This window comes from Microbacterium galbinum (genome assembly GCF_023091225.1).
In the GTDB taxonomy this organism is placed as follows: domain Bacteria; phylum Actinomycetota; class Actinomycetes; order Actinomycetales; family Microbacteriaceae; genus Microbacterium; species Microbacterium galbinum.
This window is the reverse complement of record NZ_JAHWXM010000001.1, coordinates 2,054,563-2,076,157: the sequence shown is the minus strand read 5'-3', so window position 1 is coordinate 2,076,157 and position 21,595 is coordinate 2,054,563. Positions and strand designations below refer to the sequence as shown.

Annotated in this window: 19 protein-coding genes; 9 read left to right on the top strand and 10 right to left on the bottom strand. The window is 70.0% G+C overall.

Going from position 1 to position 21,595, the window contains the following annotated elements:
• Positions 1–98: 98 nt before the first annotated feature.
• Positions 99–698 carry a TetR/AcrR family transcriptional regulator gene (locus KZC52_RS09930; RefSeq protein WP_247623887.1) on the bottom strand — a complete coding sequence of 200 codons (600 nt, stop codon included), beginning with the start codon at positions 696–698 and terminating at the stop codon, positions 99–101.
• Positions 699–807: 109 nt separating this feature from the next.
• Here KZC52_RS09930 and KZC52_RS09925 point away from each other — a divergent pair, with 109 nt between their 5' ends.
• Positions 808–1,518 (top strand): SDR family oxidoreductase, encoded by a 711-nt coding sequence (locus tag KZC52_RS09925; RefSeq protein ID WP_247623886.1) that lies wholly within the window; start codon positions 808–810, stop codon positions 1,516–1,518.
• A gap of 62 nt (positions 1,519–1,580) precedes the next feature.
• Here the strand turns inward: KZC52_RS09925 and KZC52_RS09920 are convergent, their stop codons facing one another.
• The 3 genes from KZC52_RS09920 to KZC52_RS09910 form a co-directional block, all read right to left on the bottom strand.
• Positions 1,581–2,435, bottom strand: coding sequence for an alpha/beta fold hydrolase (locus tag KZC52_RS09920; RefSeq protein ID WP_247623885.1), 855 nt, complete (start codon positions 2,433–2,435; stop codon positions 1,581–1,583).
• A 43-nt stretch (positions 2,436–2,478) separates the two neighbouring features.
• On the bottom strand, positions 2,479–3,486 hold the full coding sequence (locus KZC52_RS09915; RefSeq protein ID WP_247623884.1) for an NADP-dependent oxidoreductase: 1,008 nt from the start codon (positions 3,484–3,486) through the stop codon (positions 2,479–2,481).
• A gap of 97 nt (positions 3,487–3,583) precedes the next feature.
• Positions 3,584–5,737, bottom strand: a complete 2,154-nt coding sequence (locus KZC52_RS09910) for an alpha-galactosidase (RefSeq protein ID WP_247623883.1) — start codon at positions 5,735–5,737, stop codon at positions 3,584–3,586.
• Positions 5,738–5,788: 51 nt separating this feature from the next.
• On the opposite strand from KZC52_RS09910, the gene KZC52_RS09905 reads away from it, so the two are divergent.
• Complete coding sequence (locus tag KZC52_RS09905) at positions 5,789–6,319, top strand: cytochrome C5 (protein ID WP_247623882.1); 531 nt, start codon at positions 5,789–5,791, stop codon at positions 6,317–6,319.
• Between the two features lie 98 nt (positions 6,320–6,417).
• Here the strand turns inward: KZC52_RS09905 and KZC52_RS09900 are convergent, their stop codons facing one another.
• From KZC52_RS09900 to KZC52_RS09880, 5 genes are all read right to left on the bottom strand, one after another.
• A complete protein-coding gene (locus tag KZC52_RS09900; RefSeq protein WP_247623881.1) occupies positions 6,418–7,146 on the bottom strand; it encodes an SGNH/GDSL hydrolase family protein in 729 nt (242 codons plus the stop codon).
• Between the two features lie 138 nt (positions 7,147–7,284).
• A complete protein-coding gene (gene corA / locus KZC52_RS09895) occupies positions 7,285–8,286 on the bottom strand; it encodes a magnesium/cobalt transporter CorA (RefSeq protein ID WP_247623880.1) in 1,002 nt (333 codons plus the stop codon).
• 592 nt (positions 8,287–8,878) lie between these two features.
• Positions 8,879–9,895, bottom strand: a complete 1,017-nt coding sequence (locus KZC52_RS09890; RefSeq protein ID WP_247623879.1) for a Gfo/Idh/MocA family protein — start codon at positions 9,893–9,895, stop codon at positions 8,879–8,881.
• Positions 9,892–10,896: a Gfo/Idh/MocA family protein gene (locus tag KZC52_RS09885; protein WP_247623878.1), complete on the bottom strand. Its 1,005-nt coding sequence runs from the start codon at positions 10,894–10,896 to the stop codon at positions 9,892–9,894. Before KZC52_RS09885 ends, KZC52_RS09890 begins: the two co-directional genes overlap by 4 nt.
• Positions 10,893–12,059 carry an ROK family transcriptional regulator gene (locus KZC52_RS09880; RefSeq protein ID WP_247623877.1) on the bottom strand — a complete coding sequence of 389 codons (1,167 nt, stop codon included), beginning with the start codon at positions 12,057–12,059 and terminating at the stop codon, positions 10,893–10,895. The genes KZC52_RS09885 and KZC52_RS09880 overlap by 4 nt, the downstream gene beginning before the upstream one ends.
• Positions 12,060–12,249: 190 nt before the next feature.
• Between KZC52_RS09880 and KZC52_RS09875 the strand changes: the two genes are divergently transcribed.
• The 7 genes from KZC52_RS09875 (at position 12,250) to KZC52_RS09845 (ending at position 20,780) form a co-directional block, all read left to right on the top strand.
• On the top strand, positions 12,250–13,485 hold the full coding sequence (locus KZC52_RS09875) for an ABC transporter substrate-binding protein (RefSeq protein WP_247623876.1): 1,236 nt from the start codon (positions 12,250–12,252) through the stop codon (positions 13,483–13,485).
• A gap of 69 nt (positions 13,486–13,554) precedes the next feature.
• Entirely contained in the window at positions 13,555–14,460 is a 906-nt protein-coding gene (locus KZC52_RS09870; RefSeq protein WP_247623875.1) for a carbohydrate ABC transporter permease, read from the top strand.
• A complete protein-coding gene (locus tag KZC52_RS09865; RefSeq protein ID WP_247623874.1) occupies positions 14,457–15,371 on the top strand; it encodes a carbohydrate ABC transporter permease in 915 nt (304 codons plus the stop codon). The genes KZC52_RS09870 and KZC52_RS09865 overlap by 4 nt, the downstream gene beginning before the upstream one ends.
• Before the next feature lie 32 nt (positions 15,372–15,403).
• Positions 15,404–16,438 carry an NAD-dependent epimerase/dehydratase family protein gene (locus tag KZC52_RS09860; protein WP_247623873.1) on the top strand — a complete coding sequence of 345 codons (1,035 nt, stop codon included), beginning with the start codon at positions 15,404–15,406 and terminating at the stop codon, positions 16,436–16,438.
• Positions 16,438–17,523 carry a dihydrodipicolinate synthase family protein gene (locus KZC52_RS09855; RefSeq protein WP_247623872.1) on the top strand — a complete coding sequence of 362 codons (1,086 nt, stop codon included), beginning with the start codon at positions 16,438–16,440 and terminating at the stop codon, positions 17,521–17,523. The genes KZC52_RS09860 and KZC52_RS09855 overlap by 1 nt, the downstream gene beginning before the upstream one ends.
• Positions 17,520–18,515, top strand: a complete 996-nt coding sequence (locus KZC52_RS09850; protein ID WP_247623871.1) for a hydroxyacid dehydrogenase — start codon at positions 17,520–17,522, stop codon at positions 18,513–18,515. The genes KZC52_RS09855 and KZC52_RS09850 overlap by 4 nt, the downstream gene beginning before the upstream one ends.
• A gap of 102 nt (positions 18,516–18,617) precedes the next feature.
• The gene (locus KZC52_RS09845; protein ID WP_247623870.1) at positions 18,618–20,780 is read left to right on the top strand and encodes a peptidase C14; all 2,163 of its coding nucleotides are present in this window, start codon (positions 18,618–18,620) and stop codon (positions 20,778–20,780) included.
• 142 nt (positions 20,781–20,922) lie between these two features.
• Here the strand turns inward: KZC52_RS09845 and KZC52_RS09840 are convergent, their stop codons facing one another.
• Positions 20,923–21,588 (bottom strand): SDR family oxidoreductase, encoded by a 666-nt coding sequence (locus KZC52_RS09840; protein ID WP_247623869.1) that lies wholly within the window; start codon positions 21,586–21,588, stop codon positions 20,923–20,925.
• Positions 21,589–21,595 lie beyond the last annotated feature (7 nt).

The following is a 21,595-nucleotide window of genomic DNA, read 5'->3' as shown; positions in this document are numbered from 1 at the left end:
TGAGACATGAGCCACCCCGCTCTCGACTGCAGATGCGGCCAAGATATCGGTGTGCCGGGGGTCCCGCTAGCCCATCTTCGAAAAGGCTGTGGGCGTGGTCAGCGGGGAAGGATCGCCGAGATCTGCGTGCGGACTCCCTCGACGATCTGCGCGACGTCGACCTCGGCATCGCTGGACGCCATGGTGAGGAACATGATCGACGAGACCACCCGCGCCAGGGCCGAGGCCTCGGCGGCGGCGACGCCTGCGAGGCGGGAGAGGGTCTCGGCGAGAGCCTGCTCGGTCTCCCCGACGATGGCGAGTGCCGCGGCGTGATGCGGTTCGGTCGGGTCGCCGAAGACCATCTCGCGCAGGTAGGTGCGCCCGTTCTCGACCTGCACCCGATTGCACTCGATGATGGGCGTCGCCAGCGCCATCATGCCGTCGAGGGGCGTGCGGGCATCGGCGGATGCCGCGCGGCCGCGCTCGAGCGCGTCGGCGTAGTGCGAGTTCTGCACGAGCAGCAGGAGCTCGCCCTTGGTCTTGGCGTACAGGAACAGGGTGCCGGTGCCGATGTCCGCCGCATCGGCGATCTGCTGCGTCGTCACCTCGTCGACGCCGCGCTCGGAGAAGAGCTCGGCGGCCGCGGCCACGATGCGCTCGAGCTTCTGCTGCTTGTTCCGTTCGCGTCTTCCGACGGGTGCGCTCTCTGCGGGCACGAGACTCCCCTTGGAATAGATTCTGACCAGGCTCAGTTATGAGTTTAGTCGCGATCGTGCGGGCCACGAGCGACAGGAATCATTGTTCCACGAGCCGAAAGAAGTCCTGATGACCTCCCTCACCCACGCCGTCGTCCTCGTCACCGGAGCGAACGGAGGCATCGGAACGCATCTCGTCGAGCAGGCACTCGCCCGGGGCGCCGCGAAGGTCTATGCGACCGCCCGCCAGCCCCGCGAGTGGGCGGACCCGCGCGTCGTTCCGCTCACTCTCGACGTCACGGACCCGGCGTCGATCGCGGCCGTCGTCGCCGCGGCATCCGACGTCACGGTGCTCGTGAACAACGCCGGTGCCTCGACGCCCACCCCCGGCATCCTCACCCACACCGACGAGGAGATCCGCCACAACGTCGAGACGAACTTCCTCGGACCGCTGTTCCTCGCTCGGGCCTTCGCCCCGCTGCTCTCGGCGCACGGCGGGGAGACCGCCATCATCGATATCCACTCGGCCCTGTCGTGGTACGCCGTCGCCGGCATCTACTCGGCGACGAAGGCGGCCCTCTGGTCGGCCACCAACTCGCTGCGGCTCGAGCTGCAGCCCGCCGGGGTGCAGGTCGTCGGCGTGCACGTCGGCTACGTCGACACCGCGATGGCGGCGCACGCCACCAGCCCCAAGCTCGACCCGGCCGACCTCGTCACCCAGATCTTCGACACGCTCGAGGCCGGCGGGTACGAGGTTCTCGCCGACCAGACCTCGGTGCAGGCCAAGGCCGGACTCTCGGCTCCGCTCGAGGTGGTCTATCCGCAGCTCGCGCAGGGCTGAGCCTTCTGCGACAAAGAGGGCGCCACCGAGCGGTGGCGCCCTCTTTCGCATGCCGAAGGCCGTCAGGCGGCGAGGAACCTCGCGGCCATCGGGGCGAACTTCTCCCAGTACTGGAAGATGCCGCCGTGCCCGGAGTTCGGGTAGATGATCAGCTCCGACCCCGCGATGCGCCGGTGCAGATCCTCGGAGAGGACCGACGGCACCATGCGGTCGTTGTCACCGTTGGCGATGAGCGTCGGCTGCGTGATCACCGACAGGTTCGACGGGGCGGAGCGGCCGAAGCGCTGGATCGCCTTGAGCTGCGTGCTGAACGCCTTGTTTCCGATGGGCGCATCCCGGTCGATCGCGCGTTCCTTGAGACGCTCGACGAACGCCTTGCTTGCCCGCTTGCCGATCGCGTCGCGGTTGAAGAAGAGGAACTCCTTGGGGTCGGATCGGGTGAGGGCCGACCGGAAGATGTCCCAGTACGTCACACCCACGACCTTGTCCATGTCTTTTCCGCCCCGCGGTCCCGTGCCGGTGAGCACGAGCTTGCGCACGAGTTCGGGATGCGCGACGACCAGGTCCTGGGCGATCATTCCGCCCATCGAGAACCCGAAGACGTCGATGGTGTCGTAGCCGAGCCGGCGGATGAACGCATACGCATCGTCTGCGGCTTCCTCGAGCGTGGGCGGCACGGTGCCGCCTGACGCGCCGACGCCCTGCTGATCGAACGTGATGACGTGCCGAGTCTTCGCGATGGTGTCGACGATGCGCGGATCCCAGTTGTCGAGGGTCGCGGCGAGATGCGTGAAGAAGACGACCGGTACATCCTCCGTGGGACCCAGCTCGCGGTACGCGAACTTCTTGCCGTCGACCGTGATCGATCGGGTCGGCGCCTGCGCGTAGGAGGTGATGGGTGGGGTGTCTGCGGTCATGATCGAGTTCCTCTCCGTCCGCGCTCGATGGTGCAGGGGCGGGTCAAGCGACCGCCCCCGCCCCCGTGACGACGACCTTGCCGCGCAGGCCGCCGCGCGTGAGCGCGGCCAGGGCCTGCGGGGTCTCGTCGAACGGGAACGCCGCGCCCACGACGGGGCGGATGCTGCCGCTGTCGACGAGCGCGGCGATCTCCCGCAGCTGCGAGCCGTCGGCCCTCATCCACAGGAACTCGTAGCCGACGCCGAGCTTCTTCGCCCGCGCGCGGACCTTGCGGCTCAGCGCCGCGATCGCGAGGCGGAGGAGGGGGTTGAGTCCCGCCGCGCGAGCGAAGGCGGGGTCGGGAGGCCCCGCGATCCCGATCGCCTTTCCGCCGGGGCGCAGGACGCGCAGCGACTTCTCGAGGTTCTCACCGCCGAGGCTGTCGAGTACGAGGTCGTAACCCGAGAGTTCTTTCTCGAAGTCCTGGGTACGGTAGTCGATCACCACGTCGGCCCCGAGTTCGCGCACGAAGTCCGCGTTCTTCACGGATGCTGTGGTGGCCACGTGCGCGCCGAGATGCTTCGCGAGCTGGATCGCGATCGAGCCGACTCCGCCGGCGCCGGCGTGGATGAGCACCTTTTGACCGGCCTGCACGTTCGCCCTCTCGACGAGTGCCTGCCATGCCGTCAGTGCCACGAGCGGCAGTGATGCGGCCTCGACGATGCCGATCGACGTGGGCGCGGGGGCGAGGTCGGCCTGGTCGATCGCGATGCGCTCGGCGAACGTTCCGATCCGCTGGTCGCGGGGACGGGCGAACACGTGGTCGCCCACGGCGAATCCCCTGACCTCCGAGCCCACGCGCAGCACGGTGCCGGCGACGTCGTGACCGAGGACGAGGGGCAGCGGGGAGGGCAGGATCGCCTTGAATTCGCCCGCGCGGATCTTCTCGTCCAACTGGTTGACGCCGGCCGCCTCGACGCGCACGAGCACGTCGCGCACGCCGAGTTCGGGCTCGGGCGCTGCGACTTCGTGCAGCGGCTGTGAGTAGGTGTCGAACGCGAACGCGCGCATGTAGCGTCTCCCAAGGTCGAGTTGACTCAATTATGAGTCAACTCAGTTTCCTTGTCAACGCAGAGCGTGCCGGGCCGGGGTGGGCTGATGCCGCGGGTCAGACGGCCGTGAAGTGCAGGAGCAGTGCGTTGCCGGGGTTCAGCACCGGCAGGGGGAGGCCCTGCGCGAGCACCGCGCCCGTGACGGTGAGGTCGGATGCTGCGAGCCACGCCGGGTCGGCGACCTGGTGGCGGTGCGCCGCGCCGATCTCGTCGCGCACGCGCACGCGGTACGTCGTCGCGGGGTCGAGGCCGGGGATCGGCACGCGCGGCGACTGCGCGGTCGCGCTGGTCTCGGTGCGCACCCACGCGAACACGGCCTCCTCGCGGTCGGCGCTCACGACGCCGTGCAGAAGGCTGCCGGGGTCGACATCGTCGCCGCGCACCGTGACGCCCGAGTGCAGCAGTCCCCGGAGCTCGCGGTACAGGGCGGTCCAGGCGGCGATCGCGGCGCGGTCGTCGTCGGATGCCGTCGTGAGATCCCACTCGAGGCCGGCGTGACCGAACAGGGCGGTCGCGGCGCGGAACGCGAACGACGCGTGCCGACCGGTGGTGTGCGAGACCGTCGGGCCGACGTGCGCGCCGATCAGCTCGGGCGGCAGCAGCGTCTGCGTGCCGCGCTGGATGCTCTGGCGCTCGATCGGGTCGTTGCAGTCCGACGCCCAGACGCGGTCGGTGCGGGCGAGGGTGCCGAGGTCGGTGCGGCCTCCGCCCGAGGCGCACGATTCGATCTCGAGACGCGGATGCCGGCGACGGATCTCGTCGAGCACGCGGTACACCCCGAGCGTGTGGGCGTGCACGCGGCGGCGGCCGCGCGCGTCGAGCGAGGCGTGCAGGTCGCGATTGTGGTCCCACTTGACGAAGTCCACGCGGGCGCGCGTGATCACGTCATCGAGCCGCTCGACGATGTAGTCGACGACGTCGTCGCGCGAGAAGTCGAGCACGAACTGGTGGCGCGAGGCGAGCAGCGGGTTCTCGCCGAGCAGCCAGTCCGGATGCTGTCGCGCCAGGTCGGAGTCGGGGTTTACCATCTCGGGCTCGAACCACAGGCCGAACTCGAGGCCGAGGTCGTGCACGCGCGCCGAGAGCGGTGCGAGCCCCTCGGGCCACACGTCGTCGTCGATGAACCAGTCGCCGAGGCCCGCATGGTCGTCTCGGCGTCCGCGGAACCAGCCGTCGTCGAGCACGAACCGCTCCACGCCCAGCTCGGCGGCGGTCGTCGCGAGCGCGGTGAGGGTGTCGAGGTCGTGGTCGAAGTAGACAGCTTCCCACGTGTTGAGCAGCAGCGGCCGCGGCGTCTTCGGGTGGCTCGGACGCGACCGGATCGACGCGTGGAACCGGGCGGTCACACCGTCGATCCCCTCGTCGCTCCAGGTCGAGAGCAGCTCGGGAGAGCCGTACGTCTCGCCGGGCTGCAGGCGCACCTCGCCCGCATCGACGAGTTCGCCGCCGCCGAGCACCGAGCGGTGGGCTCCGGCGCCCTCGGGCAGACGCTCGACCAGCATCTCCTGGTTGCCGCCCCACGCGAGGTGCGCGGCCCAGACCTCGCCCGAGCGGAAGCGGAAGCCCTCGGTGCCGGTCAGGGTCAGGAACGAGGAGTCGTGGCCGGGGCGTCCGCGACGCGACGATCGCAGCCAGGTGCCGTCGTGGATCGCCGCGCGCTGCGACACCTTCTCGTTCGTCCAGCGGCCCGTGAAGTCGACGACCTCGGCGGCGCGGGCGGGAAGCGGCAGCAGGGAGCGCACGGCGGCGACGTCGACCGGATGCTCGGCGCCGATGTTCTCGAGGACCACGGAGGAGTGCAGCACACCGGCCTCGTCGAGCGCGAACGTGAACGTCGCCTCGACGGTGGCGCGGGCATCCACCAGCACGAAGCTCGCGCTCGCGGCATCCGTCTGCACCGTCCGCGTCCGCGCGAACCCGTCGATCACGGCATCCGCTGCGGTCGCCTCGATCGCCGGGGTGCCCGACCATCCGTGCGCGCGGCCGGGCGCGATCGAGAACGAGCGGGCGACGTCGAGGGAGCTGTTCATCACGGCCGGGGTGGCGGTCGCGAGGAGGCCGGGGACGTCGGCATCCGTCAGCGGTGCACCCCAGTGCGCGATGGTCGGGGCGCCGAACACGTCGGTCTTGACGACGAGGCTCACGCCTCCGTTGCGCAGGTGCGTGGCTTCCGGAACGGCGCTGTCCGGAACGGGGTTACTTGACGACATGAATTAATCATAGCCAGACCGGAGACGGGAGTTGTCGGCAAGGATGGGAACATGACCACTGCACTCGACGAACTCCTGGCCGCCGTCATCGAGAGCGGCCACCTCGACGAACCGGTCGCCGAGGACGGCATCGTGCACGGCCGCGCCCACCTCGAGGCCGCCGGCACCGACGTCACCGTCAACATCGACCCCGAGATCGAAGACGGCGATGCGGATGCCGAGGCCGACGTCGACGAGCTGGTCGCGGGAGTCGAGCGCATCCTGTCGATCACCGAGAAGCGCTGGCGGGCCATCGTCGACGAGGCCGCGTCCGACATCGAGGAGGCCGTCGGCGAGTCCGAGGTCAGCGAGCGCATCGACCTGCGCGATGACATGGAGGCTGCGTCGGTCGTCGTCTTCGCGGATGCCGTGCTCGTGTCGTTCGATGCCCCGCGGCAGTTCCCCGACTCGCGCATCCTCGTGCAGCTCGACGAGGAACTCGAGGTCGACGGCGTCGAGGTCGCCGAAGACGACGGGGTCGAGACGATCTCCTTCGCCTCGGGCGACGCGCTGCTCGACCACATCAGCCGCGACGACGCCTAAGGTTCTTGCCCGCGGGACGCTTCGACAGGCTCAGCGACCCAGTTTCTTCCGCCCCACGGGGTCCCTGAGCCTGTCGAAGGGGCACCCCGCGCGACCGCTCAGCTGTAGATGCGCGCCGCGCCGACCTGCGCCTCGAGCAGCGGCAGCGTGCGTGAGCGCTCCGGCTTCGGGCGGATGCCGAGCACCGTCGCGATCTCGAGCGCGAGGGCGGCGTGCCCGGCCGCGTTCGGGTGGAACGGGTCGCCCATCAGCCCCCACGGGATTCCGCCGGCGCCGAGCTCGATGAGCCGGGCGTACTGATCGACGAGGATGACGTCTTCGCTCGCGGCGACCTGCCGCACGGCATCCGCGAATTCGGCGACACGGGCGCGCTCCGGGGCGTTGGCGACGTCGATCGGCGGCGGGGTCTGCAGCACCGCGATCGCGCCGAGCGCCCGCACCCGTGCGACGAACTCGCGCAGCGAGGCGGCATACTCCTCGGGCGAGACGACCGGCTGCGGTCCACCGGTCGAGAGGTCGTTCGTGCCGATCATCAGCGTCACGACGTCGGGCCGCCACGACGACACCCGGCGCTCGAAGTCTCCGAGGATGTCGACGATCCGATGCCCGCTGATCGCCGAGTTCACGACGATGTCGCGCACCCGCTCGAGCTCACCGCGAACGAGTTCGTGCAGGTGCTCGGTGTAGCTGCGGCCGCCCTGCGTGAAGACGAGGCCGTGGGTGATCGAGTCTCCGGTGATCACCCAGGTCAGCGGGTCGCCGCCCGCGAGCAGGTCGGCGAGGCGGGCGAGATCGGACGCGGCGGTGGGGGCGGTGGTGTCGGACACGCCTCCGACCCTATCCACAGCATCCGACGTCGTGCATGCGGCCACGCAACGGGAGGAGATCTCACGCTCCGCAGGATCGAAAGAGCGGATGCCTCCTGCGGAAGCCGAGTTCTCCTCCCGGGGCGCGCGCCGCCGCGCTCAGAGCCAGCGCTTGTACTTGAAGATCCCGAAGAGACCGATCGCGAACGCCGCCATTGCGCCGAGAGCGAGCGGGTAGCCGAACGCCCAGTGCAGCTCGGGCATGACCTCGAAGTTCATGCCGTAGACGGTGCCGACGAGAGTCGGGGCGAAGATGATCGCCGCCCACGAGGAGATCTTCTTGATCTCGTCGTTCTGGGCGATGCTCGTGTCGGTCTGGCGCCGCGCGACGAGGGCGGAGTGCACGCGCAGGGCGTTCTCGAGGATCGCGCGGAACGAGTCGACCCGCTCGTTCACGCGGATCGTGTGGTCGAGCACGTCGCGCAGCGACCGCTGCAGTTCCTCGTCGATGCGGTACTTGTCGGACCCTCGGCGCAGCCACTCGAGCATGCCGGTGAGCGGGTGCACCGCCCGCTGGAAGTTGATGACCTCGCGCGAGAGCTCGTAGATACGCCGGGAGAGCGCGTCGTCGTCGCTGTCGCCGAAGAGCTGGTCCTCGATCTCGTCGATGTCGTTCTCGAGCCCTGCGACGATCGGCTCGTACTCGTCGACGACCTCGTCCAGGATCGCGTAGAGCACGGCTTCGGGTCCCATCGCGAGCAGCTCCGGGTGCGCCTCCATCCGCCGCCGCACGGCCGCGAGGTCGGGCGACTCGGCATGGCGAATCGTCACCACGAAGTCGGGGCCGACGAACAGGTGCAGCTCGCCGAACTCGACGGACTCCTGCTCGTCGCGGTAGCGCGCCGGCCGCAGCACCGCGAAGAGCGTGTCGCCGTAGCGCTCGACCTTGGAGCGCTGGTGGCCCGAGAGCGCGTCTTCGACGGCGAGCGGATGCAGATCGAACTCGCGCGCGACCGAGGCGACCTCTTCGGGGCTCGGTCGGTAGAGGCCGATCCACGCGATGCCACCGACGGAGTCGAGGATGCGGTAGGTCTCGTCGAGGTTCTGGGGGGTCTCCACGCGACGTCCGTGGACGTACACGCCGTTGTCGATCAGGGCCATGGGAGTGCTTCTTCTCTCGCAGGCGCACACCGACCGGGGTCGGGTGCGCGGGTTCGTCAGGATGCGGAGGACGCCACCCGGGACTGCGGAGATCGACGTGCGAACGCGGAGCGGATGCTCAACGCGCGAGCGCAGGGAGTCGCGACGCAGCGAGGGCGGCGTCGTTACTATCGTCGGACATCGCCATCACCGCCTTTCGGGACTCATCGGGTCACTCGACCCAAGGGGAGAGCATACTCCTCGGTTCTGGCAGGTTTCTGCGTGCTGGGACCCTTCGACAGGCGCAGGGACCGAGTTCAGCGCAGGGGCGCTGCGGGTCTAGGAACTGGGTCGCTGAGCCTGCCGAAGCATCCCGCCCGCGCGCTCGGGAGGAGTTCTCGCGCAACGGAGGAGTGTGTGCGGCATCCGCTCCTGTGCTGCGGGAGAACTCCTGCGTTGTGCGCGGGGGAGGGGCGACGTCTCGGGCGGAGAACTCGGCGTTGGGCGGAGGAATCGGGTGGATGCTTCCGCCCGACGCGATGATCTCCGCCCGGAGCGGGGTGGGGGCTGCCGGCAAGGCTCAGAGACCCAGTTCAGCGAAGGGCCAGCCGGGCTACAGGGTGACGACCTCGCCCGCGCGAGCGGCGGAGGCCTGGGCGGCCTTCACGATCTCGACGGTGCGGATGCCGACACCGGCGTCGGGTTGCGGCTGACGCCCGGCGCGCACGGACGCGACGAACTCCTCGAGCAGCAGGGCGTCGAGATCGGCGCCGATCGGGTCCCAGGTCTCGCCCGCGGCGTCGTGACCGGCCACACCCTTCGCGAACGGGCTGACGGTGACGGTGCCGCGCTCGGCGACGACCTGCAGGGTGAGTCCGCCCCAGGTCGCCGAACTCATCGGCCAGCTCCACGAGCAGTCGATCGTGGCGATGACGCCGCTCGGGTACTGCAGGGTCACGAGCCCTCCGGTCTCGACGGCGAGGTCGCGCTGGCCGTGCAGGATGCCGTTCGACACGGCCCTCACCGACGCGGCGCGCTCACCCAGAAGGTCGTCGAGCAGATCGGCGCAGTGCACGACGTGGTCGACGAGAGCCCCGCCGCCGGCCAGCGACGGGTCGGTGAACCACGCGCGATCCTGCGGCAGCTTGCCGTTGTTGATGCCGGTGACACCGAGCACCCGGCCGAGGCGTCCGCTGCGCAGCTCGGCGATCGCGTCGCGCACGGCGGGCGCGAAGCGCACGGGGTAGGCGACCATCAGGATCACTCCGGCGTCGTCGCAGGCGGTGCGCATCGCGACGGCATCCTCGACCGTCGTCGCGAGCGGCTTCTCGCACAGCACGTGCACTCCTTCGGCGGCGGCGCGCTCGACCAGCGCCCGGTGCCGGGAGTTCTCGGCCGCGACGACGACGGCATCCGGCTTCCAGGCGAACGCCTCGTCGTAAGTCTCGACGTACGCGACGCCGAGCTCGGCGGCCAGTGCGGCCCCGCGCGGCGCGTCATCCGGCGCCGCTGCCCCGTCGGGGTCGGTCGCGATCAGCTCGATGCCGGGCATCGCCGACAGGGCGTGCACGTAGCTGAGGGCGTGCGTATGCGCGAACGACAGCACGGCGATCCGCAGGGGCGTGGTCATCGGACGACCTCCTCGGTCGGCGAGGGAATGGGGGAGACGGGCGTCCCGGCGGTGATCGACGCGATTGCCGCCTCGGCGACGGCGACCGCGCGGATGCCGTCGGCCGGTGTCACCCGCGCCTCCCGCCCTTCGCGCAGCGCTGCCACGAAATCGGCGATCTCGGCGTAGTACGGGCTGTCCTGCGGCGACATCGGCGGCAGGTAGTCGGTGGCACCGGGGAGGGCTGCGGCATCCGTGCGCAGCGTGCGGTCCTCGGCGCTGTCGTATCGCAGGCGTCCTTCGGAGCCCGCGACCTCGACGCTCGTACGGAACGGGATGCCGGGCGCGACCCAGCTGCCGTGGATGTGGCTGATGACCCCGTTCGCGTGCGTCAGCACGATGTGCGAGGTGACGGGAGCGGGCACGCGGTCGTCGATCGTCGGCGGGTTCTGCACCGCGAACACCTGCGACACGTCTCCCGCGAACCACAGGGCCTGGTCGATGTCGTGGATCATGAGGTCGCGGATCAACCCGCCTCCCGCGCTCTCGGAGAAGAACCACGGCGACTGCGGCGCGGCACCGGCCCGGCTGAACCGCTGCACGGCGAGAGTTCCGATGCGCCCCGCGTCGACGGCGGCCTTGATCTGCGCGTACTCGCCCATGTAACGCACGACGTGCGCGGGGAAGAGGCGCACACCCGCGGCGGCCGCGGCATCCGTCACCCGTGCGGCGTCGATCGACGTCGCCGCCAGCGGCTTCTCGCAGACGACGTCGCGGCCGGCGGCGATGGCGCGCAGCGCGAAGTCGGCGTGCGTGCTGCTGGGAGTCACGATGTCGACGAGGTCGACCAGGTCGATCAGCGCGTCGACATCGGCGACGAGCTCGAACCCGTACTCCTCGGCGATCTCCTCGGCACCCGCCAGCGAGGTCACGTAGCCCTGTGCGCCCAGCGCCCTCCAGGCGTCGGCGTGCACGCGCGAGATGCCGCCGGCTCCGATGAGTCCGACCTTCAGGGTGCTCACTTCGTCTCCTCGGGGGTGGGGGATGCCGTGTCGTGCGGCAGCGGGGTGATGGGCGGCACCGGCATGTCGTCGATGCCGTAGATGTCGGCGGCGTGCCGCTGGAAGGCGTGCACGACCGCGCCGTGCGCCGCGGCCTCGCCGCCGAGGCGCGCTTCGGCGAGGGGCACCTGGAACGGCAGTCCCAGATGCCGGGGGAGCGCCTGGCGCAGTGGATCGAGCAGCTGCTCGTGCGCCGCCGACAGACCGCCGCCGATCACGATCATGGCGGGGTCGACGGTCATCGTGAGGGTCGCGATGCCGTGCGCGAGTTCCTCGATGAAGTCGTCCAGCTCGTCCTGCGCGGCACGGTCCCCGGCCCGCGCGGCGGCGAACACCTCCGCGGCCGTCGGGGCGGTGCGCCACGAGATCTGCCCGGTCTCGGTGTTGAGGCCGCGGAAGGCGAGGCGGCCGATGTCGCCGGCGGCGTTGTGGATGCCGCGCCGCGGGCGCCCGCCGAGGATGAGTCCCATCGAGATGCGGTTACCCACCGAGAGGTAGATGACGTCGTCGACGAGCTGTGCCACCCCGAGGTGGTGCTCGGCGACCGCGGCGAGTCGCACGCCGTTGTCGACCGAGACGGGGCAGCCGAACGCCTGACGCAGCTGCGCACCGATGTCGGCCCCCGACCACTCGGGGATCACGACCGAGAGCACCACGCGGCCGGCGTCGTCGACCAGACCGGGGAGCGAGACGCCGATGGCCCGCACGCGGGACGAGGCGACGGATGCTCCGCCCAGTGTCTGCCGCACGTCGTCGATCACGGCCGCGAGCTTGGCGGCGCCGTCGGGGTGCGCTTCGACCCCGGGGAAGCTGCGCTGGGCGATCACGCGGCCGGCGAGGTCGGAGAGGAGCACGCGCACGCTCGCGACGCCGATGTCGACTCCGACGACGGTGCCCGCCTCGGCGTGGAACGAGTAGTGCCGCGCGGGGCGGCCGGCTCCGCCGACGCTCGCGACGGGGGCGTCGACGATCAGCCCCGAATCGCTCAGCACCGACACGGCGTTCTCGACCGAGGTGCGCGAGATCTCGAGCGACCGGGAGAGGTCGTTGACCGTCGAGGGCCCGCCATCGCGGAGCTGCAGCGCGGATCGCGCGACGATCGACAGCTGGCCTGACACGCCCATGTGCGGTCCTCTCTTCATCGACGTGGTCGGTGTGCGAACAAGTTAGCACACCGGATTCTCAGATCAGGCTCGGACGTTCTCGAGCCGGAAACACGGCGGAAACAACCGTCTGAGAACTTGTCCTTGACGAATTATCCCATCCCGATGTCATAATGAACCGTACTCAGCACGGTTCAAGCAAAGGAGCACCATGCGCGTCAGCAAGATCACCGGCGTCGTCGCGGGAGTCGCGACCGCCACCCTGTTGGCCGGATGTTCGGCCGGCGGAGGAAGCACCGCTGAAGGAGACCAGAGCATCACGGTCTGGCTCTACCCGGTCATCGCCGACGAGGCGGTGCACAAGGACTTCTGGGACTCGACGATCGAGGCCTTCGAGGCCGAGAACGACGGCATCGACGTGAACTACGAGATCTTCCCGTGGGCCAACCGCGACGAGTCCCTGCAGACGGCGATCGCCGCGGGCAAGGGTCCGGACGTGGTCTACCTCATCCCCGACCAGCTGTCGGCGTACCAGTCGTCGATCGCCCCGCTCAACGACCTGCTCAGCGAGCAGCGGCAGGACGACCTGCTCCCCAACGTCAAGGAGTCCGTCACGATCGACGGCGACATCCTCGGGGCGCCGATCCTGACCAGCGCCCAGCCGCTCATCTGCAACGCCGCCGCCTTCGAGGCCGCGGGCGTGACCGAGTACCCCGAGACCTGGGACGACATCATCGACATCGCGCCGGAGTTCACGGCGGCCGACATGTACGTGCTGAACTACCCGGCGTCGGCGGAGAACACCCTCAACCTCACCTTCTACCCGCTGCTCTGGCAGGCCGGGGGACAGGTCTACGACGACGGCGAAGTCGGCTTCGACAGCAAGGCCGGCGAAGAGGCGCTCACCTTCATCACCGATCTGGCCGAGGCGGGGGCCCTCGACCCCGAGGCGCTCACCACCAACGTGCCGCTCGAGCAGACCGCGATCGCTCAGGGCAAGGTCGCCTGCACCTGGAACAACGGCGTGACCGAGGTCGCTCCGTTCTGGGGCGAGGAGAACGTCAAGGTGCTCGCTCCGCTCACCGATGAGAAGTCGGTGGCCTACGGCACGGCCGGTTCGCTCTCGGTGCTCAAGGGATCGAAGGCGCAGGATGCCGCGGCGAAGTTCGCCGAGTACGCCACCAGCGCCGAGGTCGTCGAGCCCTACCTCACCGCCGCCGGGTACTTCTCGGCGCTCAGCACCACCGAGCCGCTCTACGCCGACGACCCGCTCCTCGGCGAGGTCGAGAAGTACGTGCCCGACACGACGGTGGGCGAGCTGAACGAGAGCTCGCGTGCGCTCATGGGCGTGCTCGCCCCCGAGATCCAGGCGGCGCTGCTGGGTCAGAAGTCCCCGGCCGACGCGCTGAAGGATGCCGCGACCGCCGCGGCCCCGCTCATCAAGTAGTGACCACGGGGGTGCGCCGCGGCATCCGCTGCGCACCCCCGTCCCTTCCCGACCCGACGTGAGGTTCTCATGACGACGGCAACCATGCCGAAGAAGCCGCAGGGCACGGTGACCCGCCTGCTCGCCCGGCGCGAGGCGCGGGTGGCGTACCTCTTCGTGCTCCCCGCCTTCCTGCTCTTCATCGCGTTCCGCTTCGGCCCCAGCATCGCCGGCGTCGCGCTGAGCTTCTTCGACTACGACATCTCCGGTGAGATCGCGTGGCGGGGACTCGACCACTTCCAGCGACTCGTCGCCGATCCGCTCTTCTGGCGGGCGATGGGCACGACGCTCGTCTACACCGTCTTCGCCGTGCCGATCTCCCTGGCGCTCTCGACGATCATGGCGCTGGGGGTGCGACGCGCGTTCCGCGGTGCGCGGTTCTTCCGGTCGATCTTCTTCCTCCCCGTCATCACCTCGCTCGTGCTCGCGGGCAGCATCTTCGTCTGGATCTTCTCGAGCAACGGGCCCTGGTCGCAGCTCATGGCTCCGCTCGGGCTCGGCGGCTCGTGGCTCGGCAGCACCGTGCTCGTCATCCCCGCGATCGTCGTCGTGGGCGTCTGGTCGCGGTTCGGCTACGGCATGATGATCATCATCGCGGCCCTGCAGGACGTCCCTCGCGAGCTCGAGGAGGCGGCGCTGGTCGACGGGGCAGGGGCGTGGAAACGCTTCCGCTACATCGTGCTGCCGTACCTGCGCCCGACGTTCTTCTTCCTCGCGGTGATCGAGACGACCGCCGCCTTCCAGGTCTTCGACGTCATCTACGTGATGACCCAGGGTGGGCCGGCGAACGCCAGCTACTCGCTCGTCTACCTGCTCTACGACCAGGGCTTCCGGTACTTCGACTACGGCTACGCGGCCGCGGTCGGTGTCGCCCTCTTCGTGATGACCCTCGTGGTCGCCCTCATCCAGCGCCTCGTGATCGGAAAGCAGAAATGACCGCCCTGATCCAGCCGCCCACGCAGACGCCGGTCTCGGCGCCGCCGCAGAAACCGGCCGCCCCGCGCCGCCATCGCTCGTTCCGCGCCCTCGAACCGACCCGCATGGGCGTGGTCGTGCGGTGGATCTGGCTGAGCCTCGCCGGCATCCTGAGCTTCTTCCCCTTCTACGCCATGGTCGTGCTGAGCCTCAAGCCCGGCATGGTGGTCGACCTTCCCGGATCGCTGATCCCCTGGACCGACATCTCCTTCGAGTCCTACGAGCAGGTGCTCGGCGGGCAGAACATCCTCGGCTGGCTGTTCAACACGCTCGTCTACTCGCTCGTCTCGGTCGTCGCCGTGCTGTTCCTGTCGGCGCTCGCCGGGTACGCGTTCGCCAAGAAGCGCTTCCGCGGCAAGGAGGTGATGTTCTGGTCGTTCCTCGCGATGGTGATGGTGCCGTTCCACGTCACCCTCATCCCGACGTTCATCCTGATGGCGAACCTCGGCGGCATCGACACCTACTGGGGCCTCATCCTGCCGACGCTCGCGAACGCGCAGGCCGTGTTCCTCATGCGCCAGTTCATCCAGGGGCTGCCCGACGAACTGTTCGAGGCCGCGCGGATCGACGGTGCGGGCGAGTTCCGCATCTTCCTGCGCATCGTCCTGCCGCTGTGCAAGCCGATCCTCGCGACCCTCGGCATCTTCGTGTTCCTGTGGCACTGGAACGACTTCCTGTGGCCGCTCATCATCGCCAAGTCGAACTCGATGTTCACCCTCACCGTCGGCATCTCGTCGCTGCAGCAGCAGAACGTCCCGTTGAGCACGATGCTCGCGGGGTCGGTCGTCGCGCTGCTGCCCATCTTCCTCGCGTACCTGATCGCTCAGCGCTACGTGCAGGAGGGCGTCACGGGCACCGGCATCAAGGGCTAGAGACACCAGCTGAGAAGAAGGGAAAGCACCACATGCCTCAGCGCCACTTCACCTCCGAGGCCGATCTCGAGGAGGCCCTCGCGACACCGAGCGACGCGCTCGTCGACGACCTCGCGAGCGGTTCGGGCGACCTCGTCATCCTCGGGGCCGGCGGAAAGATGGGCCCGACCCTCGCGATGCTGGCCCGTCGGGGAATGGATGCCGCGGGCCGTGAGGCCGATGCGGTCTACGCCGTCTCGCGGTTCGGCGACGCCGAGATCCGTGCGCGCCTCGAGAAGGCCGGCGTGCGCGTCGTGCCGTTCGACCTCATCGAGAACGACGACTTCTCGTCGCTGCCGGATGCCCCGAACGTGGTGTTCATGGTGGGGGCGAAGTTCGGGGCCGCGACCAACGCCTCGTGGGCGTGGGAGGTCAACGCGGCGCTGCCCGACCGGGTCGCCCGCCGCTACCGCGACAGCGCGATCTCGGTGCTGTCGACCGGGAACGTCTACCCCTTCGTGCCGGCGTCGTCGGGCGGAGCATCGGAAGAGCTCGCTCCCGCACCGATCGGCGAGTACGCGCAGTCGTGCCTCGGACGCGAGCGGGTGTTCGAGTTCGGTGCGCAGGAGCGCGGGACGAAGGTCGCGATCCTCCGCCTCAACTACGCCGTCGATCTGCGCTACGGCGTGCTCGCCGACATCGGCAGCGCGGTGAACGCGGGTGAGCCGGTGTCGGTCGCCACCGCCAACGTCAACGTGATCTGGCAGGGGTACGCGAACGAGGTGGTGCTGCGCAGTCTGAACCACGCCTCCACCGACCCGTTCACGATCAACCTCACCGGTCCCGAGCTGCTGAGCGTCGAGTCGATCGCCAGCCGCTTCGGAGCGCTGTTCGACCGCGAGGTCGACCTCGTCGACGAGCCCCAGCCGACCGCGCTGCTCAGCGATGCGCGTCGGTGCATGGCGCTGTTCGGCTACCCGTCGGTGTCGGCCGAGACGCTCATCGCGATGCAGGCCGACTGGATCGCGGGCGGCCTGCCCATGATCGCCAAGCCCACCAAGTGGGCCGTGCGGGACGGGAAGTTCTGATGGCGACCTCCGCCGCGCGTACCGCGACCGTGCCGTCGCTGCGTCCCGAAGCCGCGGCCACTCTGGCCCGCGGCGCGGTGATCCCCGCGCATCCGCTCGCACTGACCGCCGATCGCGCACTCGACGAGCGTCGCCAGCGCGCCCTGTCGCGCTACTACCTCGACGCCGGGGCCGGGGGCCTCGCCGTCGGCGTGCACACCACGCAGTTCGAGATCCGCGACCCCGAGCACGCCCTCTTCGAGCCGGTGCTCGCGCTCGCGGCCGAAGAGATGGATGCCCGCTCCGATCCCGCTCTCGTGCGCATCGCCGGGGTGGCCGGCGACACCGCGCAGGCGGTCGCCGAAGCCGAGCTCGCACGCTCGCTCGGCTACGACGCGGTGCTCATCAGCCCGCGCGTCGCGGGTGCCGACGAGCGCGCGCTGCTCGACCGCGCCCGCGCCGTCGGCGAGGTGCTGCCGCTCGTAGGCTTCTACCTGCAGACCGCGATCGGCGGCCCGGTTCTCGACCGCGACTTCTGGCGCGAGTTCGCGGCGATCCCCGCGGTCGTGGCCGTGAAAGCGGCGCCCTTCGACCGCTACCGCACCCTCGAACTGGTGCGCGGGGTCGCGGCATCCGGTCGTGCCGACGCGATCGCGCTGTACACCGGCAACGACGATGCGATCGTCGCCGACCTGCTCGCGGAGTTCCACGTCGAGTCGCCCGACGGGCCGCGCACGCTGCGCTTCGTCGGCGGACTGCTCGGCCAGTGGGCCGTCGGCACGCGCGCCGCGGTCGCGCTGCTCGAGAAGGCGCACCGTGCGATGGCGGGGGATGCCACGGCCTATCGCGAGCTGAGCCTCCTCGCCTCCGACATGGTCGACGTCAACCAGGCGGTGTTCGACCCGGGCAACGACTTCCACGGCGTGATCGCGGGAGTGCACGAGATGCTGCGACAGCAGGGTCTGCTCGAGGGCACCTGGTGCCTCGACCCCGCCGAGGGCCTCTCCCCCGGGCAGGCCGAGGAGATCGCCCGCGTACGCCGGGCCTACCCCGCGCTGAACGACGACGCGTTCATCGCCGCGCACCGCGAGGACTGGTTGCGATGAGCGCCCTCCCCGTCGTGGTCGCAGTGGTGTCCGAGGCGCTGTACGCGGAGTTCTTCTCGCCCGACGATGCCGATCGCCTCGAGGGGGTCGCCGGGCGGCTGGGGGGATCGTTCGTGCGGGTGGACCGGCTGACGGATGCGCCGCTCGACGAGGTGCGCGTCGTGATCACGAGCTGGGGCATCGATCCGTTCGACGCCGCCGTGCTCGACCGGATGCCGCGGCTCGAGCTCGTCGCGCACACGGGTGCCTCGATCAAGGCGTTCGCGACCGCGGAGCTGTTCGACCGGGGCGTCGTCGTCACGCAGGCGGGGGCGGGCATGGCGCGATCGGTCGCGGAGGTGTCGCTCGCCTTCACGCTCGCGCTGCTGCATCGCGTGCCCGAGATGCACAACGGGCTGCGGGGCGGCGGCTGGGACGCGGGCGTCCCGGCGCAGCACGAGATCCTCGATGCCCCGATCGCGGTGATCGGGGCATCGCGCACGGGTCGCGCCTACCTCGAACTCATCCGGCTGCTGGGCGCGCGTCCGCTGCTCGTCGACCCGACGCTCGATCGGGCCGCGGCATCCGCTCTGGGTGCCGAACTCGTCACGCTCGACGCCGCCATGGAGCGGGCGCGGATCGTCGCCGTGCACGCGCCGACGCTGCCCGAGACCCACCATCTCATCGGACGCCGGGAACTGGCTCTGATGCCCGACGGCGCCGGTCTCGTGAACACCGCGCGCTCCTGGCTCGTCGATGAGGAGGCGCTCGTCGACGAGGTGCGAGCGGGGCGTCTCAGCGCCGCGATCGACGTGTTCGACGAGGAGCCCCTCGGTGCGGAGCATCCGCTGCGCACGCTGACCGGCGCGCTGCTCACGCCGCACCGGGCGGCCGGCACGACCGAGGGCCGGCTGCGCCAGGGGCGCATCGTGGCCGACGAGCTCGATCGCTTCGCTTCGGGTCGACCGCTCGCCCATGCCGTCGATCGCGCGCACTTGGCGTCGATGGCATGAAACCGAAGACCTCTGGGGGCTCTGGGGACTGAACCGGATGTTGCGTGACGACCGCGAGGCCGCACGCCCGACCGCGGCCACGCTGCCGCAAGGAGGTACGACATGACGATCACGCACGACACCGACAGCACCACCTCGACCGCCGCGCTGCGCAGCAGACGCATGCTGCTCGCCGGGTTCGGCGCCGCCGCCCTCGGCGGTGTGGCGGCGGTCGCGGTGCAGACACCCGCGCAGGCCGCCGGCCCGGTGGCGCCGATGAGCTCTTCGGGCTCGAAGGACGTCGGCAACGCCGGTCTCGCGACCGACCTGCCCTCGCTGAAGGGCAAGGCGGGCGACCTCGTACGCACGAGCGGTTACGCGGCGCCGGGTGACGGTGGCAACGGCCTCTACCGGTTCGTGAAAAAGGACGCCCCGGCCGTGAACGGCGGCACCGTCATCGCCGCGCGGAAGGAGGGCGCGTGGGTGCTCGTGCATCACGGCGTCGTCGACTTCCGCGCGTTCGGGATCATGGACGCGAGCGTGAACGCCGATGATGCGCTCGATGCGATGGTGAACGATCCGAGCATCCACCGCGTCGAGGCGCACAGCGACCTCAACTTCGTGCGTCGGCACATCTTCCGCCGCTCGGGCATCGCCTTCGATTTCGGCAACCACCTGATGACGACCGTCGGCATCGAGAACGCCGGCAAGGACGACCCGTTCGCCGCCGTGATGTTCTTCCAGGGCGAGGTGACGGGTGCGGCGCAGGAGGCGCGCCTGAACGAGGTCGTGCCCGACCTCGGCGACGTCTTCCCGGTCGCCGATTCGTCGTTCTTCACGGTCGGCGACTGGTACGCGGCCGAGGTGAACGCGCTCGCCGGCCGCTGGGAGCGCGAGCTGCAGAGACTGGTGCAGGTGACGCAGATCGTCGACGGCACGCACATCCGCATCAACTACAAGAACGGCTGGCCGCTCGCCGCCGACCGCACGATGACCTGGCGTCACGTGCTGCCCGTGCAGGACGTGACGGTCTCGAACCTGAAGTTCCTCGGCACCGGGACCGACGAGTACACCGGGTCGCACCCCCTCGCCTTCGAGTACGCGGTGCGCTGCGACGTCGACCACATCGACGGAACCGGCACCTTCTGGCCGCTGATCCAGCGCCGCTGGAACACCTACTACTCGACCGTGAGCTGCACGCTCAAGAACCCCACCTCGGTGACCTGGGGTGGTGCCGGGTACCTGACGCAGCAGATCTACTGCCTCTACGGCTACGTCGCGAACTGCCATACGGCCAACGCGCGCCACCTCAACGACTTCACCGCGAGCGCCTACTGCCTCGTCGAGAACTGCCACGGCGACGGTGACGACCAGGGACCGTTCGTCACCCACGGCCAGTACGAGCACGACCTCACCTACACCGGCAACTCGGGGCTCATGACCTTCGCGAACTCCGGTGCGGCATGGGGTTCGGCGGCCAAGCGCATCACGGTGCGCAAGCACGTGTGCTCGTGGTTCGTCGCCCGCGTGCGCATCACCGACCTCACGCTCGAAGACGTGCAGGTCATCGGCAAGCCGTCGCTCGCGGGCTCCGGCATGCTGTGGATCAACGCCGACGGTGCGCAGCTGCGCGGGTGCACGGCATCCGACACGCTCATCATCACCCAGCAGTCGGATGCCTCGTCGCGGCCGAACCTCATCGAGGGCTCGCACGTCACCTTCGTCGCGGCCGGCGGCGAGCTGACGAGTGCGGCCGTCACCACCCCGGTCACCTTCGTCGACACGGTGCTCAACGGAGTGGGCGGACTGAAGATCACGGGCCCGGGTGCCGTGACGTTCCGGGGGTCGACGCTCGTGGGAGCGGACGACGCCGCACCGATCGTGTCGCAGTCGGAGCGGCTGCGGTTCGAGGGCTCGACCCTGCGCAACGCCCGTGTGGCGGCGGCGCGGGGCGAGCGCCAGACCATCGAGGTCGCGGGGTCGGACGTCGTGAACGTCGGCGGCACGGGCCTGGCGCGCACCGGAGCGGGCGAGCTGCACGTGGCGCTGTCCGACAGCACGTTCCGCGCCGAGGGGGCGGCGACGCACGTGTCGATCACCACCGGCGCCACGCACTACCGTGCGGTCGGCAACCGCTTCGAGGGCGGCGCGATCGAACTCGGCGACGGGGCTTTCGGGTCGTCGTCGACGCTCGTGCACACCGCCAACGTCGAGTCCGGCGTGACGCGCACGGCCTTCCCCGCCGCGGGCGACCGCGTCGTCGACACCGCGAACGTCACGGTCTGAGGTGCTCATGCGTGGCGGGCGCTTCGACAGGCTCAGCGCCCCAGTTTCTTGCGACCGGGTCCCTGAGCTTGTCGAAGGGCCCCGCCGCGCGCAGACCTGGGTCCCTGAGCTTGTCGAAGGGCCCCGCCGCGCGGCATCCGCGTCAGTAGCGGGCCGAGAAGCCGCCGTCGGTGTGCAGGAGTTGGCCGGAGATCCACCGACCCTCGGGCGAGAGCAGGAAGGCGGTGATGCCGGCGATGTCTCGCGGCGTGCCCGCACGGCCGAGCGGATGCATCGGGGTCAGCGCATCGCGGATCTCGTCGTCCATCCATCCGGTGTCGATCGGCCCCGGGTTGACGACGTTCGCCGAGATGCCCTGCGGGCCCAGCTCGCGGGCGGCCGAGATCACGATGCGGTCGAGTGCGCCCTTGGATGCTCCGTAGGGGAGGTTGCCGGTGGTGTGGTCGCTGGTGAAGGCCACGACCGCACCGCCGTCGGGCCCGACCTGACGCGCGAAGGCGGCGATGAGCAGCAGGCTCGCACGCGCATTGACCGCGACGTGCCGGTCGAAGCTCTCGGCGGTCGTGTCGAGGATGCCCGACTCCACGTCGTGGGCATGGCTCAGGACCAGGGCCGAGAGCTCGCCGTGGTCGCGACGCACACGGTCGATCAGGGCTTCGGGCGCGGCCGGGTCGGAGAGGTCGGCGGGGTGGTCGCCGCTGTCGAGGTCGCTGGTCACGACGGTCCAGCCGTCGGCGCGCAGGCGGGGCACGATTCCCGCGGCGATGCTGTTCGACCGTGCGGCTCCGGTGACGAGTGCGAGAGGCATTCCGGAA

Excerpts from the sequence above, each read along its gene's own strand:
- KZC52_RS09925 (WP_247623886.1), top strand. The coding sequence starts at position 808 with ATGACCTCCCTCACCCACGCCGTCGTCCTCGTCACCGGAGCGAACGGA.
- KZC52_RS09920 (WP_247623885.1), bottom strand. The coding sequence starts at position 2,435 with ATGACCGCAGACACCCCACCCATCACCTCCTACGCGCAGGCGCCGACC.
- KZC52_RS09915 (WP_247623884.1), bottom strand. The coding sequence starts at position 3,486 with ATGCGCGCGTTCGCGTTCGACACCTACTCACAGCCGCTGCACGAAGTC.
- KZC52_RS09910 (WP_247623883.1), bottom strand. The coding sequence starts at position 5,737 with ATGTCGTCAAGTAACCCCGTTCCGGACAGCGCCGTTCCGGAAGCCACG.
- KZC52_RS09905 (WP_247623882.1), top strand. The coding sequence starts at position 5,789 with ATGACCACTGCACTCGACGAACTCCTGGCCGCCGTCATCGAGAGCGGC.
- corA (WP_247623880.1), bottom strand. The coding sequence starts at position 8,286 with ATGGCCCTGATCGACAACGGCGTGTACGTCCACGGACGTCGCGTGGAG.
- KZC52_RS09890 (WP_247623879.1), bottom strand. The coding sequence starts at position 9,895 with ATGACCACGCCCCTGCGGATCGCCGTGCTGTCGTTCGCGCATACGCAC.
- KZC52_RS09880 (WP_247623877.1), bottom strand. The coding sequence starts at position 12,059 with ATGGGCGTGTCAGGCCAGCTGTCGATCGTCGCGCGATCCGCGCTGCAG.
- KZC52_RS09875 (WP_247623876.1), top strand. The coding sequence starts at position 12,250 with ATGCGCGTCAGCAAGATCACCGGCGTCGTCGCGGGAGTCGCGACCGCC.
- KZC52_RS09870 (WP_247623875.1), top strand. The coding sequence starts at position 13,555 with ATGACGACGGCAACCATGCCGAAGAAGCCGCAGGGCACGGTGACCCGC.
- KZC52_RS09865 (WP_247623874.1), top strand. The coding sequence starts at position 14,457 with ATGACCGCCCTGATCCAGCCGCCCACGCAGACGCCGGTCTCGGCGCCG.
- KZC52_RS09860 (WP_247623873.1), top strand. The coding sequence starts at position 15,404 with ATGCCTCAGCGCCACTTCACCTCCGAGGCCGATCTCGAGGAGGCCCTC.
- KZC52_RS09855 (WP_247623872.1), top strand. The coding sequence starts at position 16,438 with ATGGCGACCTCCGCCGCGCGTACCGCGACCGTGCCGTCGCTGCGTCCC.
- KZC52_RS09850 (WP_247623871.1), top strand. The coding sequence starts at position 17,520 with ATGAGCGCCCTCCCCGTCGTGGTCGCAGTGGTGTCCGAGGCGCTGTAC.
- KZC52_RS09845 (WP_247623870.1), top strand. The coding sequence starts at position 18,618 with ATGACGATCACGCACGACACCGACAGCACCACCTCGACCGCCGCGCTG.
- KZC52_RS09840 (WP_247623869.1), bottom strand. The coding sequence starts at position 21,588 with ATGCCTCTCGCACTCGTCACCGGAGCCGCACGGTCGAACAGCATCGCC.